The organism is Corynebacterium jeddahense (assembly GCF_028609865.1).
GTDB lineage: Bacteria > Actinomycetota > Actinomycetes > Mycobacteriales > Mycobacteriaceae > Corynebacterium > Corynebacterium jeddahense.
Genome location: NZ_CP063194.1, coordinates 1,107,944 through 1,125,020, shown reverse-complemented (window position 1 = coordinate 1,125,020; position 17,077 = coordinate 1,107,944). Strand labels below are relative to the sequence as shown.

Genomic DNA, 17,077 nt, shown 5'->3' with positions numbered 1-17,077 from the left:
ATCGTTACCGGGAAAGTTACGCGGACAGCTTACTCGCCGTGACAAACCTGGCCCGCCCGGCGAGATCCTGCATTACGCGCGGCGCACCGAACGCCCCGCTGCCGCGCACCACCGCCTGCACGTCGCGCGAGGTTGCGTCGTCGTGCTCGATGCCCAGGCGCCCGCCGGGGCAAAGCAGCCGCGCCGCGACGGGCACGAGCCCGCGGATCGCGTCCATCCCGTCCGCGCCGGAGAACACCGCCTCGTGCGGGTCGGCGTACACCTCCGCGTCGAGGTCGGGGGTCTCCGGCACGTACGGCGGGTTCGCCGCCACCACATCCACCGCCCCGTCGAGCTCGCGCAGGAGCGCCGGGTCCGTCATGTCGCCGGGGACAATGCGTATCGACGGCGCGAGCGCCGCCACGTTTCGCTCCAAGTACCGCCGCGCCTCGGCCGAGCGCTCCACGGCATAGACGGTGGCGGACGGAACGGCGTGCGCGATGGTGATGGCGATCGCGCCGGAGCCGGAGCCGAGGTCGACGGCGATTGGGTGAGATGTTGCCGAAGGGGCGTCGAGAAGCGAGCGCACCGCCCACTCGGCGAGGAGTTCGGTCTCGGGCCGGGGGATGAACACGCCGGGCCCGACGGCGAGGTCGACGCCGGCAAACGGCGCGGTGCCGGTGATGTGTTGCAGCGGCTCGCGGGCGGCGCGGCGGGCGACGAGTGCCGCGTACGCCTCGTCGAACCCCGCGGGCGGCTCGGCGAACATGAGCTCGAGCGGCGCGACGCCGAGGATGTGCGCGGCGAGCAGGCGCGCGTCGACCCCCGGCGACGCGACGCCCGCGCCGGCAAGGGTCTGCTCGGCGCGGGCGATGGTGGTGCGCAGGTTATTCGGCTTCAAGACGCTCCTGGCGCTCGTGGGTCTGCAGGGCGGTGATGAGGTCGTCCATGTTGCCGTCGAGCACCGAATCGAGGTTGTTGGCCTTGTAGTTGATGCGGTGGTCCGAGATGCGGTTCTCCGGCCAGTTGTAGGTGCGGATGCGCTCGGAGCGGTCCATGGTGCGCACCTGGGAGGCGCGGCCCTCGGCCTCCTCCGCCTCGGCCTTCTCGCGCTCGAGCTGGTCGAGGCGGGCCTGGAGCACCTGCATGGCGCGGGCGCGGTTCTGGATCTGGGAGCGCTCGTTCTGGCAGGTGACGACGATGCCGGTGGGCAGGTGCGTGATGCGCACCGCCGAGTCGGTCGTATTCACGCCCTGGCCGCCCTTGCCGGAGGAGCGATAGACGTCGACGCGCAGGTCCTTCTCGTCGATGTCGACGCTTTGCACCTCGTCCGCCTCCGGGAAGACATAGACGCCGGCCGCGGAGGTCTGGATGCGGCCCTGGGACTCGGTGACGGGCACGCGCTGGACGCGGTGCACGCCGCCCTCGAACTTGAGCTTCGACCACGCGCCGTCGCGCGACGGGTTCTTCGACTTCACCGCGACGGTCATGTCCTTCACGCCGCCGAGGTCGGACTCGGCGACGTCGAGGACCTCCCAGGTCAGGGCGTTCTTCTCGCAGTACTTCTGGTACATGCGGGCGAGGTCGCCGGCGAACAGCGCCGCCTCCTCGCCGCCCGCGCCGGCCTTGAGCTCCATGATCACGTCGTCGCCGTCGTGCTCGTCGCGCGGTGCGAGCAGGTCGGCGAGCTCCTCCTCGAGGCGCACGATCTCGGACTCGAGGCGCTTCGCCTCGTCGGCGAACTCCTTGTCCTCGTTCGCCATCTCCGCGGCGGCCTCGTGGTCCTCGCGGGCCTGTGTGAGGTCGTTGTAGACGTTGATGATCGGCTGGAGCTCCGCGTAGCGCTTCGACAGTTTGCGGAACTGCTCCTGGTCGCCGGCGACGTCCGGGTCGCCCATCTGGGCCTGGATGCCCTGGTACTCGGACACGTAGTCGTCGACAAGCGAAACCTGCGTATTGTCTGCCATTTAGACGTAATCCTCCTCGGTCTCCGCCTGCGCCATCGGCGCGGAGCTGGCCACGCCCATGAGGAACTCGCCGTTCGACTTCGTCTTCTTCAGCTGCTTGATCAGCATGTCGATGGCCTGCTGCGGCTCGAGCGCGGAGAGGATGCGGCGCAGCTTGTGCATGACGCGCGCCTCCTCCGGGCTCATGAGCAGCTCGTCCTTGCGCGTGCCGGACGGGTTGACGTCCACGGCCGGGAACACGCGGCGCTCCGCGATCTTGCGGTCGAGCTTGAGCTCCGCGTTGCCGGTGCCCTTGAACTCCTCGAAGATGACGGTGTCGCCCGCGGAGCCCGTCTCCACCATGGCGGTGGCGATGATGGTGAGCGAGCCGCCCTCCTCGATGTTGCGCGCCGCGCCGAGGAAGCGCTTCGGCGGGTAGAGCGCGTTCGAGTCCACGCCGCCGGAAAGGATGCGGCCCGACGCCGGCGAGGAGTTGTTGTACGCGCGGCCGAGGCGGGTGATGGAGTCGAGCAGAACCACGACGTCCTGGCCCATCTCCACGAGGCGCTTCGCGCGCTCGATGGCCAGCTCCGCCACGGCGGTGTGCTCTGACGGCGGGCGGTCGAACGTCGAGGCAATGACCTCGCCGTTGACGCTGCGCTGCATGTCCGTGACTTCCTCGGGGCGCTCGTCCACGAGCACGACCATGAGGTAGCACTCCGGGTTGTTCGTGGCAATCGCGTTGGCGATGTTTTGCACGATCGTCGTCTTACCGGCCTTCGGCGGGGAGACGATGAGCGCGCGCTGGCCCTTGCCAATCGGCATGACGAGGTCGATCACGCGCGTGGTGAGGATCTTCGGCTCCGTCTCCAGGCGCAGGCGGCGGTTCGGGTACAGCGGGGTGAGCTTGTGGAACTCCTTGCGCGCCTTCGCCGCCTCGGTGGTCTGGCCGTTGACGGTGTCCACGCGCACGACCTGGTTGTAGCTCTTGCGGTTGCGCCCGTTGCCCTGCTGGTGCGCCTGGCCGTTCACGCGGACCTGGCCGGTCACCGCGTCGCCGGAGCGCAGCCCGGACTGGCGCACGAGCTTCTGCGGCACGTACACGTCCGAGGGCGACTGGCGGTAGCCCGTCGTGCGGATGAACGCCGAGCCGTTGTCCTGCACGTCCGCGATGCCGGCAACGTCCTGCAGATCCTCCGGATCGAAGTGCTGCTCGTTGTTGCCGCCGTTGTTGTGGTTGCCGCCCCCGTTGCCCTGGTTGTCGCGGTTGTTGCGGTTCCGGTTGCGACGCCCGCGGCGTCCGCGGCGGCCGCCGCCCTGGTTGTCGTCGTCGTGCTCGTCGCGGTTGTGGTTGCGATTCCGGTTGCGCCCGCCCTGGCCGTCCTGGTTGTTGTCGCGGTTGTCCCGGTTGTCCCGGTCGCGGTTGTCCCGGTTGTCATCGCCGCCGCGCTGCTGCTTCTCGACGCCCTCCGGCTCGCCCCGCCCCTGCTCAGCCATGTCGCGCTGCTGCTCGTCCTGCTGGGAGCGGGCGCGGTTGCGGCGTGCGCGGCGGGCCGCGGAGCGGGATCCGCCGCGGTCCGCATCGTCGCGATCGTCACCCTCGCGAGCGCCCTCGTGCGAGCCCGCGTCCTGCGGCTCGCGGTTGGCGGGCTTGTCGGCGGCCGGCGCGTCGGCGGTCTGCTGCTCCGCGGCAGCCGCGGCCACCTTCTTCGGCACCTGGCCGGTGGTGATCGCCTGGATGAGGTCACCCTTGCGGAGCCCCGAGATACCCTTCAGTCCCTGGTCCGCCGCGAGTTTTCGCAGCTCGGGAAGCTTCATGGCGGCGAGGTCTGCGCCTGCCGCGGTGCCGGTATCGGTCACGTGTGTCCTTTCGTCGCTACGCCGGATGCTGCTCACGCGCCCGCGCGTGCGCGGGGGCGGGCACCGGTAGCGTTCGTGTGCAGTGCGGTCTATCGGGGTGGGCGGTGCTCGTCGTGCGTCGCCCGGCCGGATCTCACGGGCCCGGGAATGCTGCATCCACCCGGCGGCCCGCCGCCACCCTCTGCCCGGGCCATCCCCGGCGGGGTGCGGTTCGCACGATCCACGCAGCAGTGTAGCGCATCGTCCCAGGCGCATTCACCCCGGCACGGCCACGGCCCCGCGCTAACATATCCACCATGCTTTCAACGATGCAGGAAGTGCCGTTCTCCGTCGCCCGCATCCTCGAGTTCGGCTCGACCGCGCACGCCACCACAAAGTGCACGACGTGGCGCGCGGACGGCGCGGAGGAGACGACGTTCGCTGACATCGGCGCCCGCGCCGCAGCGTTCGCGAACGCCCTGCACGACGACCTCGGCATTGACGGCGACCAGCGCGTGAGCACCCTCCTCTACAACTGCGCGGAGCACCTCGAGGTGATGTTCGCGGTCGCCTCGAAAGGTGCGGTGTTCACCCCGCTCAACGTCCAGCTCATGGCGGACCAGATCGCCTACGTGGTCAACCACTCCGAGGCGCAGCTCATCGTCGCCGACCCGCGCCTCGCCGAGAAGCTGGGTACCATCCTTGAGCAGTGCCCGAAGGTGCGGGCGGTCGCGTTCACGGGCGTCGAGCCTCTCGACGCCGCCCGGCAGCACATGCCCGACTCAGTCGCCGTCTACAGCTACGAGCAGCTCCTCGACGGTCGCCCCACCGCCTACCCCTGGCCGGAGCTGCCTGAGAACACCGCCGCCGCGCTCGTCTACTCCACCGCGACCACCGGCGCGCCGAAGGGCGTCGCCTACTCGCACCGCTCCCTCTGGCTCGAGGCGACGGGCCTGCGCGCGACCGATTCGCTCGCCGTCGCCCACGGCGAGACGTTTCTGTGCTGCATCCCCATCTACCACGTGCTCAGCTGGGGCGTGCCGTTCGCGGCGTTTCTCGCCGGCACGCCCCTCGTGTTGCCGGATTCGGACGTCTCGGCGCCCACCCTGGCCAAGCTCATCGCGGGCACGCACCCGCGCGTGGCGCACGGCGTGCCCACGCTGTGGATCCAGCTCATGGTCCACTACCTGCACAACCCGCCGGAGCGCATGAGCCTGCAGGAGATCTTCGTCGGCGGCTCCCCCGCCCCGCCCGCCCTGATCAAGGTGTGGGAGGAGCGCTACGGCGTGGACATCGTGCACTGCTGGGGCATGACGGAGACCTCGACGGTGGGCACGGTGGCGCGCCCGCCCTCAGGCGTGTCCGGCGAGGCGCGCTGGGCCTACCGCATCTCGCAGGGCCGCTTCGCGCCGACGCTGCAGTACCGCGTGGTCAACGACGGCCGGGTCATGGCGTCGAACGACCTCACCCAGGGCGAGATCCAGGTGCGCGGCAACATGGTCGCCGCCGAGTACTACCACTCGCCCACCCAGGAGCCGGGTAAGCTCGCGTCCGCGTTCCGCGGCGAGGCCGTCGACGACGTCCGCGGCCACTTCACGGCCGACGGCTGGCTGCGCACCGGCGACGTGGGCACGGTGACCAACGCCGGGTTCATGACGCTCTACGACCGAGCCCGCGACGTCATCCGCTCCGGCGGCGAGTGGATCTACTCGGCGCAGGTGGAGAACCTCATTATGGAGTCCGACGACGTTGTCGAGTGCGCCGTCATCGGCATCCCCGACCCGAAGTGGGGCGAGCGCCCGCTCGCGGTGACAAAGCTGCTTGCGGGCATCGCAACCGACGAGGCGACCGCGACGCGGCTACGCGAGGGCCTCGCCGACACACTGCCGAAGTGGATGGCGCCGGAGTACTGGACGTTCGTCGATTCCATCGACAAGACGTCGGTGGGCAAGTTCGACAAGAAAGATCTGCGCAAGCACCTCGAGCGCGACGAGTTCGACATCATCACCCTGCCCGGCCCGGGCAGCCGCACCCACGGCGACCCGACCAGCGAACAGGTGCAAGCGATGGAGGTCACACACGACGGGGAAAGTGAAAAATAGCTAGGATGGGGCCATGGCTACCAAACCAAGCATCTTCTCCAGTCCATCCCGCTACGTCCAGGGCCAAAACGCGATCAATGAGCTCGGTACCTACCTCAAACAGCTGGGCACCAACCCGCTTTTGCTTGCCGACGACACCGTGTGGGGCCTCGTCGAAAAGCCACTGACCGACGGCTTCGAATCCGAGGACCTGCCCGTCAACCGCATCGAGTTCGAGGGCTTCGCCACCGCTAAGCGTGTCGACGACCTCGTGGCCACCATCAAGGAACACGACCACGACGTGGTGGTCGGCCTCGGCGGCGGCGCCGCGATCGACTCCGCGAAAGCGGCCGGTTACGAAGCCGGAATCCGCTGGGCCTCCGTCCCCACCGCCGCATCCTCCGACGCCCCGACTTCTACCTTGTCGGTGATCAACACCGACAAGGGTTCCTTCGACGAGTACCGCTTCTTCCCCCGCAATCCGGACCTCGTGCTCATCGACACCCAGCTCGTCGCCGGCGCCCCGGAGCAGTTCCTCATCGCCGGCATCGGCGACGCCCTGGCCACTTGGGTTGAGGCCCGCGCTGCCGCCAAGGGCAACGGCACCACCATGAACGGCGGCCACCCCACCCGCGCAGGCGCCGCGCTCGCGGAGCTGTGCTGGGACATTCTTTGGAACGACGCCTTCGCCGCCCTTGACGCCGTCCGAGCGGGCGTGGTCACCCCGGCCCTCGATGCCGTGGTGGAGGCCAACACGTTGCTCTCCGGCTTGGGCTTCGAATCTGGCGGCCTGGCCGCGGCCCACGCCATCCACGACGGGCTTTCCGCCGCCGAGCAGACCCACGGGTTGCAGCACGGCCAGAAGGTGAACATTGGCACCATCGCCCAACTAATCATGGAAGGCGCCGATACCGACGAGCTCGAGGACTTCATCGAGTTCACCACCCGCGTCGGCCTCCCCACCACCCTCACCGAGGTTGGCATCTCCCCCGACGACACCGACACCCTCGAGGAGATTGCCAAGGCCGCCTGCACCGAGGACGAGACCATCCACAACATGCCGTTCCCGGTTGAGCCGCACCAGGTTGTCGAGGCCCTCCAGGTTCTCGAGACCACCTCCCGCCGCGTCCGCGAGGAGCGAGGTCTCCCCGAACCGAAGCTGTACGTCGCCGATTAGTCCCCTTCTATAAGGCCTCCGTTCTTTGGGGCCGCTGGGCCGCGCATCCATTGCGCGGCCCTTTTTGCTGCCGGCGCAGCCTTCATGATGTAACACCCCGCAAGATTCAAGCCCTGCCGGTACACGCCGGCAGGGCTTCACTTGTGCTGAGGGAGTTTGAAATATTCTTCAGCCCGCTCACCAAATCTCAGGTGGCGACAACCACTTTGAAAAATCGTTCAGCTGCCCGGGCGGATCTCAAGTCTCCATTCCACAGCCTGCCGGCTGAGCCACTAGAGCACAACGCGGACGACGCCACATCAGCACCACCCCACCTGCACAAACACGGCGGCCGAACTATCTTGATCTAGTGGAAACCGGTGACCGGGTTCTAAACAAGCTCCGCGGTGGCGGGGCCAGCCACCTCGAGTTCGATGACACGGAGGCCGGCGGCGCGGGCGTCGTCGAGAAGCGAGGGCTCGACGGCGGTGGTGGTGAGCACCATCGCGGTCGGGCCGGCGCCGGAGAGGTAGGCGGCGTAGCCGCGGTTGCGCAGGCGGTTGACCCACTCGGCGGTGACCGGGAGGACATCGGCGCGGTACGGCTGGTGCAGGCGGTCGCGCGTGCCTTCGAAAAGCAGCTCGGGGTGGTGCTGCAGCGCGGCCGTCATCACCGCGGTGCGCGAGACGTTGAAGCGCGCATCCGTGTGCGTGACGTGGCTGGGCAGCACCTTGCGCACCGCGTTCGTCGAGGCGTGGAAGTCCGGCACGAGCGCGACAGCGTGGATCGACTCGTCGACGGGGATGCGCACGGCGCGGTACGACGGCTTCGAGCGGCCGTCGACCGGGATATCGGTCCAGGACACCACCGCGCCGCCGAGGGCGGTGGCGCCGGCGTTGTCGGGGTGGCCCTCGAACTCGCTGGACAGCTGCACGATCGCGTCGTGGTCGAGGGGCGAGCCGGCGAGCGCGTTCGCGGCGACGACGCCCGCGACGGCAGCCGCAGCGGAAGACCCGAGTCCGCGCGACTGCGGGATCGAGTTGTGGCACACAACCCGCAGCCCCGGAGCGGAAACGTCAGCGGCGGCAAGCCCTGAGTTAATCGCCTTCACAACCAAGTGGGAGGAATCACGCGGAAGGTCATCGGCGCCCTCGCCGAAGATCTCCACCTCGAGGCCGGACTCGGTGACCTCGACCTCGACGGTGTCGTAGATGCTCAGCGCGAGGCCGAGGGTGTCAAATCCGGGGCCGAGGTTCGCGGTCGAGCCCGGGACGGTGACCTTGACTTTCAGGCCCACCTGCAGATCGGTTGCCATGGTGGCTCCTTTTCTACGCGTCCAGCCGGATGACGGAGTTGACGGAGAGCACATCGTCGTGGCCCGTGAGCTGGTCCACGATCGCGTGGAGGTCCTGCTCCCGGGCGGCGTGGGTGACCACGATGAGGTGCGCCTCGTCGCCCGACACCTCCTGGCGCACCGCGGAGAGCGAGATGCCGGCCGCGGCGAAGCGCTTCGTCAGGTTCGCGAGCACGCCGACGCGGTCGTTGACCGTCATGTTGATGTGGTAGCGGGTGGTCACCTCGCCGAACGGGACGACCGGGTAGTCCGCGTACGGGTTCTCCGCCGGGGCGCGGCCGCCGTGCACCTTGTTGCGCGCAGCGCCGACGAGGTCGCCGAGGACCGCGGACGCGGTGGGCGCGCCGCCCGCGCCGTTGCCGTAGAACATGAGCCGCCCGGCCGCCTCCGCCTCGACGAAGATGGCGTTGTAGCTCTTGTCCACGCTGGCCAGGGGGTGCTCGTTGGGCACGAGCGTCGGGTGTACGCGGGCGTTGATGCCGGTGGTGTTGCCTTCGGCGTCGATAAGCCTCTCGCAGATCGCGAGCAGCTTGATCGTCTGGTCGGACTGCTTGGCGGCCTCGATGTCGTCCGAGGTGACGTGGGTGATGCCCTCGCAATAGACGTCGTCGAACGTGACGCGGGTGTGGAAGCCCATCGAGGCGAGGATCGCGGCCTTCGAGGCGGCGTCGTGGCCCTCGACGTCTGCGGTCGGGTCCGCCTCCGCGTAGCCCAGGCGCGTCGCCTCCGCGAGCGCCTCCTCGTAGCTCGCACCCGTGGACGCCATCGCGTCGAGGATGAAGTTCGTCGTGCCGTTCACGATGCCGGAGATGCGCTGCACCTGGTCGCCCGCGAGCGAGCGGCGCAGCATGCCCACAACCGGGATCGCGGCGGCGACGGCGGCCTCGTAGTAGAGGTCCACCCCGGCCGCGTTCGCGGCGTCCGCGAGCTCGGAGCCGTGCGCCGCGACGAGCGCCTTATTCGCGGTGACCACGGACTTGCCGGCGCCCAGCGCCTCGAGCACGAGCTCGCGCGGGTAGTCGATGCCGCCGATGAGCTCGACGACGATGTCTACGTCGTCGCGCGTGACCAGCTCGCGCGCATCCCCGGTCAAGTATAAGCCCTGGACTTCGGGGGCATCTTTGTGCTTCTCGACGTCCGAGACCGCCACCCCGCGCACCTCGATCGGGCTGCTAATCCGCTGCTCGAGGTTGTCCGAGAATTCGCCGAGCAGGCGCAGCACCTCCGTGCCGACGGTGCCCTTGCCCAGCACCGCGATGCCGACCGGGGTGCCGATGCCCTTGCCCGGGTAATTGCCGTTGAAGCCCTCTGCGCTGGCCGAAGTCATAGTCGTTGTGCTCCCTGGTGTGTCCGGTCCGTGCCCGGGGTCGTGTATGAACAGCTTGGTCTACTATCGCCTAATTCCGGGCCCACGCGCAATTAATATTCTCGCGCGAGCAGGTCCTCGACCGTCTCCCGGCGCACCATCGGCGTGACCTCGCCGCCGCGCACGCTCACGATTGCGGGGCGGCCGAACGCGTTGTAGTTCGACGCCATGGAGTAGCAGTACGCGCCCGTCGCGGCGAGCGCGATGAGGTCGCCCGGCGCGATGTCGTCGGGCCACGTGGCGTCCTCGACGAGGATGTCGCCGGACTCGCAGTGCGAGCCGACAAGGCGCGTCGCCGTCGGGGCGCCGTCGGTGAAGCGGTTGACCACGCGGGCGTCGTAGAGCGCGCCGTAGAGCGCGGGGCGGATGTTGTCGCTCATCCCGCCGTCGACGGCGATGTAGCGCCGCGAGGTGGTGTACGAGGTGTCCACGTCCTTGATCACGCCCGCGGAGTACACCGTCACCGCGGACGGCCCGGCGATGGCGCGGCCCGGCTCGACGACGACGGTGGGCGCGGTGATGCCAAGCTCGTCGGCGACGTCCTGCACCGCGGCCAGGAGGTCCTTCGCCACGGCGGCGACGTCAAGGGGCGACTCCCCCGGCATGTACGCGATGCCGTAGCCGCCGCCGAGGTCGAGGTAGCCGAGCGCCACCCCGCGGGTCTTCCAGATCTCCGCGTAGAGGCCGAGCACGCGCTCGGCGGCGAGCTTGAAGCCTTCCGCGTCGAAGACCTGCGAGCCGACGTGGCAGTGCAGGCCGGTAAGTTCGAGCCACTCCGACTCGATCGCCTCGGTGGAGGCGGCGAGCGCGTCCCCGGTGGCCAGCGAGATGCCGAACTTCTGATCCTCGTGGCTGGTTGCAATGAACTCGTGCGTGTGCGCGTCCACGCCGGGCTTGACGCGGACGAACACGTCCTGCGTCACGCCCGCCTCGCGCGCCACGGCCTCGAGCTGGCGCAGCTCCTGGCGTGAGTCGATGACCACGTGGCCCACTTTCGACTCCACGCACAGGCGCAAGAACGCCTCCGACTTGTTGTTGCCGTGGACGGTGATGCGCTCCGGCGGGAAGCCGGCGGCCAGCGCGATGCGCAGCTCGTTCTCGCTGGCCACGTCGAGCGCGAGGCCCTCCTCGTCCACCCAGCGGGCGACGCGGCGGGTGAGAAACGCCTTCGAGGCGTAGTGCACGTTCGCCGGCGCACCGAACGCGGCGGCCATGTCGCGACAGCGGGAGCGGAAGTCGTCCTCGTCGACGACGATCACCGGCGTGCCGTACTCCGCCGCGATCTCCGGCAGCGGGACCCCGGCGATGGTGACCACGCCGTCCTCCTCGCGCTTCGCGCAGCGCGGCCAGACGTGGGCGGGCAGGTCGTTAAAGTCGCCGTCGTCCGTCTCGTACGGCGTGGAGATGAAGACGGTCATTTACATCCGCTCCGGAGCGCTCACGCCGATCAGGCCGAGGGCGTTCGCGACGACCTGGCGCGAGGCCATGGCGAGCGCGAGGCGGGAGGTGTGGATCGGCTCCGCGTCCTCGCCCGCCTTGGGCAGGATCTGGCACGCGTCGTAGAACTTGTGGAACGCGCTCGCGAGCTCCTCGGTGTAGCGGGCGATGCGGTGCGGCTCGCGCAGCTCGGCCGCGGCGCGCACGACCGCCGGGTACTCGCCGAGCGTGCGGATGAGGTCGCCCTCCTTCTCGTGCGTGAGCAGCGCCAGGTCCGGGTCGACGTAGGACACGCCCGCGTCGATGGCCTTGCGCTCGATGGAGCACAGGCGCGCGTGCGCGTACTGCACGTAGTAGACGGGGTTGTCGCTCGACTGCTTCGTCCACAGGTCGAGGTCGATGTCCAGCGTGGAATCCACCGAGGAGCGCACGAGCGAGTAGCGCGCGCCGTCGACGCCAATGGCGTCCACGAGGTCGTCGAGCGTGATCACGGTGCCGGCGCGCTTGGACATCTTCACGGCCTGGCCGTCGCGCACGAGGTTGACCATTTGGCCGATGAGCACCTCCACCGCGCCCGCGTTGTAGCCGAGCGCCTGGGCCGCCGCCTTGAGGCGCGCGATGTAGCCGTGGTGGTCCGCGCCGAGCATGTAGATGGCCAGCGTGTGGCCGCGGTCGAACTTGTCCGCCACGTACGCGATGTCGCCGGCGATGTAGGCCGCGTCCCCGTCGGACTTGATCACCACCCTGTCCTTGTCGTCGCCGAAGTCCGTCGAGCGCAGCCACCACGCGCCCTCGGCCTCGTAAAGGTTGCCGTTGTCCTTCAGCGTCGCCACGGCCTTGTCCACCGCGCCGGACTCGAAGAGCGAGTTCTCGTGGAAGTACACGTCGAAGTCCACGCCGAAGTCGTGCAGCGAGGCCTTGATCTGGTCGAACATCATCTCCACGCCCGCGGCGCGGAAGGTCTCCTGCACCTCCGCGTCGGTGCCCTCGAGCGCGTGCGGCTGCTTCTCGACGACCGCCTGGGCGATCTCCTTGATGTAATCGCCGCCGTAGCCGTCCTCCGGGGTGGCCTCCCCCTTCGCCGCGGCGACAAGAGAGCGGGCGAAGCGGTCGATCTGCCCGCCGTGGTCGTTGAAGTAGTACTCCCGGGTTACCTGCGCACCGGACGCCTCGAGCACGCGGCCGAGCGAGTCGCCCACCGCGGCCCAGCGGGTGCCGCCGAGATGGATCGGGCCCGTCGGGTTCGCCGAGACGAACTCGAGGTTGATCTTCTCGCCGGCGTAGAGGTCGGAGCGGCCAAAGCGCTCGGCCTCCGCGAGCACCTTCGCCACCAGCTCGCCCTGGGCGCCAGCGGCGAGGCGGAGGTTGATGAAGCCGGGGCCGGCGACCTCGGCGGAATCCACCGCCGCGTCCGCCGCGAGCTCCTCCGCCAGCCAGCCGGCGAGCTCGCGCGGGTTCGTGCCCGCCTTCTTCGCCACCTGCAGCGCGATGTTCGTGGCGTAGTCGCCGTGCTCCGGGTTGCGGGGCCGCTCGACGGTGACGGTGTCGGGGACGACGGAGGCGTCGAGGTCGTGGGCCTCAAGGACGCGGGTGGCGGCCTGTTTCACGGTGGTGGCAAGTTCTGCTGGCGTCATGGGGCACCAGTCTAAAACAACCGCCGACACGGGCACTTTTGGGCTGACGGTGGCGGCGCGAAGCGACGTCGACACGCCATATGCCTTAAGTCACACCAATGAATTTTCGCTTCGCTTTTCACTTTTCGCGCCCACCTGGCATATTTATTCCCGTCGTTTCCCGTACACCGACTCGAAAGAGCTCACCCATGGATCAATTCCAAGTCTTCACCGACGCGATCGGCGGCAGCGTCGGCCTGTCGGCGCTCGTGTCCACACTCCCGCTGCTGACGTTCTTCATCATGCTGCTGGGCTTCAAGGCCCGCGCGCACACCTCAGGCGCGGTCGCGCTCGTCGTGGCCATCCTCGTCGCTATCTTCGGCTTCAACATGCCCACCGGAATGGCGATCTCCTCGGCGTTCCGCGGCGGCCTGTTCGGCCTGTTCCCCATCGTCTTCGTCATCCTCACGGCGATCTGGTTCTACCAGATCACGGTGGCCTCGGGCCGCTTCGAGGATCTGCGCCTCGTCTTCGACAAGATGGGCAACGGCGACGTGCGCATCCAGGCGATGCTCATCGCGTTCTGCTTCGGCGGCCTGCTTGAGGCGCTCGCCGGCTTCGGCGCCCCGGTCGCCATCACCGCGACCATGATCCTCGCGCTCGGCATCCCGCCGCTCAAGGCCGCCACCGTCGTGCTCCTGGCCAACACCGCCCCCGTGGCCTTCGGCGCGGTGGGCATCCCGATCGCCACCGCCGGCGAGGTCGGCGGCCGCACCACAGAGCAGACGGAGAACATCGCCGCGATCATCGGTAACATCACGCCGATCCTCGCGTTCTTCATCCCGTTCATCATCGCCTTCATCATCGACGGCAAGCGCGGCATGCGCGAGACCGCCCCGGCGGCGTTCACCATCGGCCTTACTTTCGGCCTCGCCAAGTGGGCAACCTCCCACTACTTCGCGTACCAGCTCACCGACGTCGTCGCCTGCATCGTCGCCCTCGGCGCCGCGTTCGTGCTGCTGCGCTCCTGGCGGCCGAAGGGCGTGCCGGAGATGCGCGAGCGCCTCCAGCTGCCCGCCCACACCGACACGGCCGAGCTGCCGGGCAACCGCGTGTGGATGGCGCTGCTTCCGTACGCCGTCGTCGTGGTCATCTTCGGCCTGGCCAACCTGGGCAGCACCATCCCGGACTGGCTGAACAAGTTCAAGATCTCCTTCCCGTGGCCGGGCCTGGACGGCAAGCTGCTCGATTCCGCCGGCAACCCGGTGAACACCGACTACAGCTTCGCGTGGATCAACAACCCCGGCACCCTGCTGGTCATCTCCGGCCTCATCGTCTCCGTGATCTACATGATGTTCGACGAGAACGGCCGCTACCCGCTCACGTGGGGCCAGGTGGGCAAGGAGTTCACGGACACCGTGTGGAAGATGCGCTGGTCCGGCCTAACCATCGTGCTCGTCCTCGCGCTGGCGTACGTGATGAACTACTCCGGCCAGACCGTGACCATTGGCGAGTTCTTCGCCAACCTCGGCCCCGCGTTCGCCTTCTTCTCCCCGGTGCTCGGCTGGGTCGGCGTCGCCGTGACCGGCTCCGACACGTCCGCGAACGCACTGTTTGCCAACCTGCAGGTGACCGCCGCGGAGAACCTCGGCCTCAACCCGGACCTGCTGCTCGCGGCGAACACGACCGGCGGCGTCGTGGGCAAGATGATCTCCCCGCAGTCCCTCGCCATCGCCGCCACGGCGGTGAATATGGAGGGCCAGGAATCCGAGATTTTCAAGAAGGTCGTCGGCTGGTCCTTCGGCCTCCTCCTCGCCGTCTGCGTGATAGTGTTCCTTCAGTCGAACGTCTTGAGCTTCATGGCTCCGGTCGTCCCGTAATCGACTCAAGCTTGCGGAGCGCCCGAGGTCTCGTTGAGGCCCCGGGCGCTTCGCATTTCCCTGTGATTCCACGAATTGAGGAGCCCGACTATGCGAGTAGCCCTGTTTTCTACTTGTATCGGCGACGCCCTGTTCCCGGACGCGCACAAGGCCTCGGCCATCGTGCTGTCGCGTCTGGGCTACGACGTTGTCTTCCCTGAACAACAAACCTGCTGCGGCCAGATGCACGTGAACACCGGTTACAAAGAGCAGGCCATCCCGATCATCGAGACCTACGTCGACGCCTTCGCCGACCCGTCCATCGATTACGTCGTCGCTCCCTCCGGCTCCTGCACCGGCGCCGTACGCGAGCAGCACGTCGAGCTCGCCGAGCGCTTCGGGTCCAAGGCGCTTGTCGACGGCGCGAAGATCGCCGCGAAGAAGACCTACGACCTCTCCGAGTTCATCGTCGACGTCGCCGGCACCTACGACGTGGGCGCGTTCTTCCCGCACCGCGTCACCTACCACTCCTCCTGCCACTCCCTGCGCTTTATCAAGGTGGGCGAGCGCCCGAAGGAGCTGCTGCGCCACGTCGAGGGCCTCGAGCTTGTGGACCTGCCGAACGCCGAGGAGTGCTGCGGCTTCGGCGGCACCTTCTCCGTGAAGATGCCGGAGGTGTCCTCCGCGATGGTCTCCGACAAGGTGCGCCACATCAAGGACACCCAGGCGGAGTATGTCACCGCGGGTGACTCCTCCTGCCTCATGAACATCGGCGGCGCACTCTCGCGCCAGCACCAGGGCATCCGCTCCATCCACATGGCGGAGATCCTGGCCTCCACGAAGGAGCACCCGCTGACCCCGACGTCCGCGGTGTACAAGAAGGAGAAGATGCTGTGAAGGTCGCACTCGGTCACCCCACGATGCCGCCGTACGCCAACGGCCCGTCCCACCTGCGCGGCAAGGAGAAGTTCCAGAAGGCCGCGCACCACGAGCTGAACAATGTGACCAAGCGTCGCAACTACCAGTACGCCACCACGACGATTCGCGTGAAGCGCCAGAACGTCGTCGACGAGCTGGACGACTGGCAGCAGCTGCGCGAGGCCGGCTCCACCATCAAGCGCTCCGTCGCGGCGAACATGCCCGAGCTGCTCGAGCAGTTCGAGCAGAACGTCACCGCCCGCGGCGGCCACGTGCACTGGGCGCGCGATTCCAAGGAAGCCAACGAGATCATCCAGGACCTGATCAAGGCCACCGGCGAGAAAAAGGTGGTCAAGATCAAGTCGATGGCCACCCAAGAGATCGCCCTGAACGAGGAGCTGGAAAAGGCCGGCATCTTCGCCCAGGAGACGGACCTGGCCGAGCTCATCGTCCAGCTCGGCGAGGACTTCCCCTCCCACATCCTCGTGCCGGCGATCCACCGCAACCGCGCCGAGATCCGCGACATCTTCGTGGCCAAGATGCCGAACACCGACGAGTCGCTCCAGCCGAACCCGGCTGAGCTCGCCGAGGCATCCCGCGAGTTCCTGCGCCAGCAGTTCCTGGAGGCCAAGGTGGCCATCTCCGGCTGCAACTTCGGCTGCGCCGATACCGGCACCGTCTCCATCGTCGAGTCCGAGGGCAACGGCCGCATGTGCCTCACCCTGCCGGAGACGCTGATCACCGTCATGGGCATCGAGAAGCTCCTGCCCTCCTTTGACGACCTCGGCGTATTCCTGCAGCTGCTGCCGCGCTCCTCCACCGGCGAGCGCATGAACCCCTACACCTCGCTCTGGTCCGGCGTGACCGAGGGCGACGGCCCGCAGAACTTCCACATCGTCCTGCTGGACAACGGCCGCACCGCCGCGATGTCCAACGAGATCGGCCGCGAGGCGCTCAAGTGCATCCGCTGCTCCGCGTGCCTCAACGTCTGCCCGGTCTACGAGCGCGCCGGCGGCCACTCCTACGGCTCGACGTACCCGGGCCCGATCGGCGCGATCCTCACCCCGCAGCTCACCGGCATCGACTCCTCCGAGGACCCGAACGGCTCCCTGCCGTACGCGTCTTCGCTGTGCGGCCGCTGCAACGAGGTCTGCCCGGTGAAGATCCCGATCACGGACATCCTGCTGGAGCTGCGCTACCAGAAGGCGAAGAACGAGCCGAACCACGTGGAGAAGGCAGCCTTCGCCTCCCTCGCCCAGGTGTGGGGCCACAGCGGCGCCTGGGACAAGCTGGTGCGCATGGTCGCCCTCGGTCGCGTCCTCGGCGGGTTCAACGGCAAGATCGAGACCATGCCGCCGCCGATTTCCGGCTGGACCGAGTACCGCGACGTCGCGGTGCCGCCGAAGAAGTCCTTCCGCCAGTGGTGGGGCTCTGAGGAGGCCGAGCGCCTGCTCGCCGAGGCCCGCGTCGAAGGCGTCCCGCAGGGCCAGGACGTGAACACCAAGCGTTTCGAGGAGGAAAAGAAGTGA

The 17,077-nt window shown here is 68.3% G+C and carries 12 protein-coding genes; 5 read left to right on the top strand and 7 right to left on the bottom strand.

The genetic code is table 11. From position 1 onward, the window contains the following. Positions 1-16 precede the first annotated feature (16 nt). From prmC to rho, 3 genes are read right to left on the bottom strand one after another with little or no spacing between them, the layout of a single operon-like run. Entirely contained in the window at positions 17-880 is an 864-nt protein-coding gene (prmC, locus tag CJEDD_RS05555; protein ID WP_042406495.1) for a peptide chain release factor N(5)-glutamine methyltransferase, read from the bottom strand. Further along, positions 867-1,946 carry a peptide chain release factor 1 gene (gene prfA / locus CJEDD_RS05550; protein WP_042406493.1) on the bottom strand — a complete coding sequence of 360 codons (1,080 nt, stop codon included), beginning with the start codon at positions 1,944-1,946 and terminating at the stop codon, positions 867-869. The genes prmC and prfA overlap by 14 nt, the downstream gene beginning before the upstream one ends. Next, positions 1,947-3,785 carry a transcription termination factor Rho gene (rho, locus tag CJEDD_RS05545; protein ID WP_042406491.1) on the bottom strand — a complete coding sequence of 613 codons (1,839 nt, stop codon included), beginning with the start codon at positions 3,783-3,785 and terminating at the stop codon, positions 1,947-1,949. It lies immediately after the preceding gene. Positions 3,786-4,081: 296 nt separating this feature from the next. Here rho and CJEDD_RS05540 point away from each other — a divergent pair, with 296 nt between their 5' ends. Both CJEDD_RS05540 and CJEDD_RS05535 read left to right on the top strand, forming a co-directional pair. After that, entirely contained in the window at positions 4,082-5,866 is a 1,785-nt protein-coding gene (locus tag CJEDD_RS05540; protein ID WP_273657662.1) for a long-chain fatty-acid--CoA ligase, read from the top strand. A gap of 13 nt (positions 5,867-5,879) precedes the next feature. After that, positions 5,880-7,022, top strand: a complete 1,143-nt coding sequence (locus CJEDD_RS05535) for a glycerol dehydrogenase (RefSeq protein WP_273657661.1) — start codon at positions 5,880-5,882, stop codon at positions 7,020-7,022. Between the two features lie 370 nt (positions 7,023-7,392). Here CJEDD_RS05535 and thrB read toward each other — a convergent pair whose 3' ends face one another. The 4 genes from thrB to argS form a co-directional block, all read right to left on the bottom strand. Next, the gene (gene thrB / locus CJEDD_RS05530; protein WP_042408601.1) at positions 7,393-8,316 is read right to left on the bottom strand and encodes a homoserine kinase; all 924 of its coding nucleotides are present in this window, start codon (positions 8,314-8,316) and stop codon (positions 7,393-7,395) included. Positions 8,317-8,329: 13 nt separating this feature from the next. Next, a complete protein-coding gene (locus CJEDD_RS05525) occupies positions 8,330-9,682 on the bottom strand; it encodes a homoserine dehydrogenase (RefSeq protein ID WP_042408604.1) in 1,353 nt (450 codons plus the stop codon). A 92-nt stretch (positions 9,683-9,774) separates the two neighbouring features. Next, a complete protein-coding gene (lysA, locus tag CJEDD_RS05520) occupies positions 9,775-11,139 on the bottom strand; it encodes a diaminopimelate decarboxylase (RefSeq protein WP_042408607.1) in 1,365 nt (454 codons plus the stop codon). After that, positions 11,140-12,792, bottom strand: coding sequence for an arginine--tRNA ligase (argS, locus tag CJEDD_RS05515; protein WP_042408610.1), 1,653 nt, complete (start codon positions 12,790-12,792; stop codon positions 11,140-11,142). A 188-nt stretch (positions 12,793-12,980) separates the two neighbouring features. On the opposite strand from argS, the gene CJEDD_RS05510 reads away from it, so the two are divergent. The 3 genes from CJEDD_RS05510 to CJEDD_RS05500 all read left to right on the top strand — a co-directional run bounded on the left by CJEDD_RS05510 (position 12,981) and on the right by CJEDD_RS05500 (position 17,077). Continuing rightward, entirely contained in the window at positions 12,981-14,651 is a 1,671-nt protein-coding gene (locus tag CJEDD_RS05510; RefSeq protein ID WP_042408615.1) for an L-lactate permease, read from the top strand. Positions 14,652-14,741: 90 nt separating this feature from the next. Further along, positions 14,742-15,527 carry a (Fe-S)-binding protein gene (locus CJEDD_RS05505; RefSeq protein WP_042408618.1) on the top strand — a complete coding sequence of 262 codons (786 nt, stop codon included), beginning with the start codon at positions 14,742-14,744 and terminating at the stop codon, positions 15,525-15,527. Beyond that, positions 15,524-17,077 (top strand): LutB/LldF family L-lactate oxidation iron-sulfur protein, encoded by a 1,554-nt coding sequence (locus CJEDD_RS05500; protein WP_042408622.1) that lies wholly within the window; start codon positions 15,524-15,526, stop codon positions 17,075-17,077. Before CJEDD_RS05505 ends, CJEDD_RS05500 begins: the two co-directional genes overlap by 4 nt.

Coding starts and splice junctions, on each gene's coding strand:
- prfA (WP_042406493.1), bottom strand. CDS start 1,946: ATGGCAGACAATACGCAGGTTTCGCTTGTCGACGACTACGTGTCCGAG.
- CJEDD_RS05540 (WP_273657662.1), top strand. CDS start 4,082: ATGCTTTCAACGATGCAGGAAGTGCCGTTCTCCGTCGCCCGCATCCTC.
- CJEDD_RS05535 (WP_273657661.1), top strand. CDS start 5,880: ATGGCTACCAAACCAAGCATCTTCTCCAGTCCATCCCGCTACGTCCAG.
- thrB (WP_042408601.1), bottom strand. CDS start 8,316: ATGGCAACCGATCTGCAGGTGGGCCTGAAAGTCAAGGTCACCGTCCCG.
- CJEDD_RS05525 (WP_042408604.1), bottom strand. CDS start 9,682: ATGACTTCGGCCAGCGCAGAGGGCTTCAACGGCAATTACCCGGGCAAG.
- lysA (WP_042408607.1), bottom strand. CDS start 11,139: ATGACCGTCTTCATCTCCACGCCGTACGAGACGGACGACGGCGACTTT.
- argS (WP_042408610.1), bottom strand. CDS start 12,792: ATGACGCCAGCAGAACTTGCCACCACCGTGAAACAGGCCGCCACCCGC.
- CJEDD_RS05510 (WP_042408615.1), top strand. CDS start 12,981: ATGGATCAATTCCAAGTCTTCACCGACGCGATCGGCGGCAGCGTCGGC.
- CJEDD_RS05505 (WP_042408618.1), top strand. CDS start 14,742: ATGCGAGTAGCCCTGTTTTCTACTTGTATCGGCGACGCCCTGTTCCCG.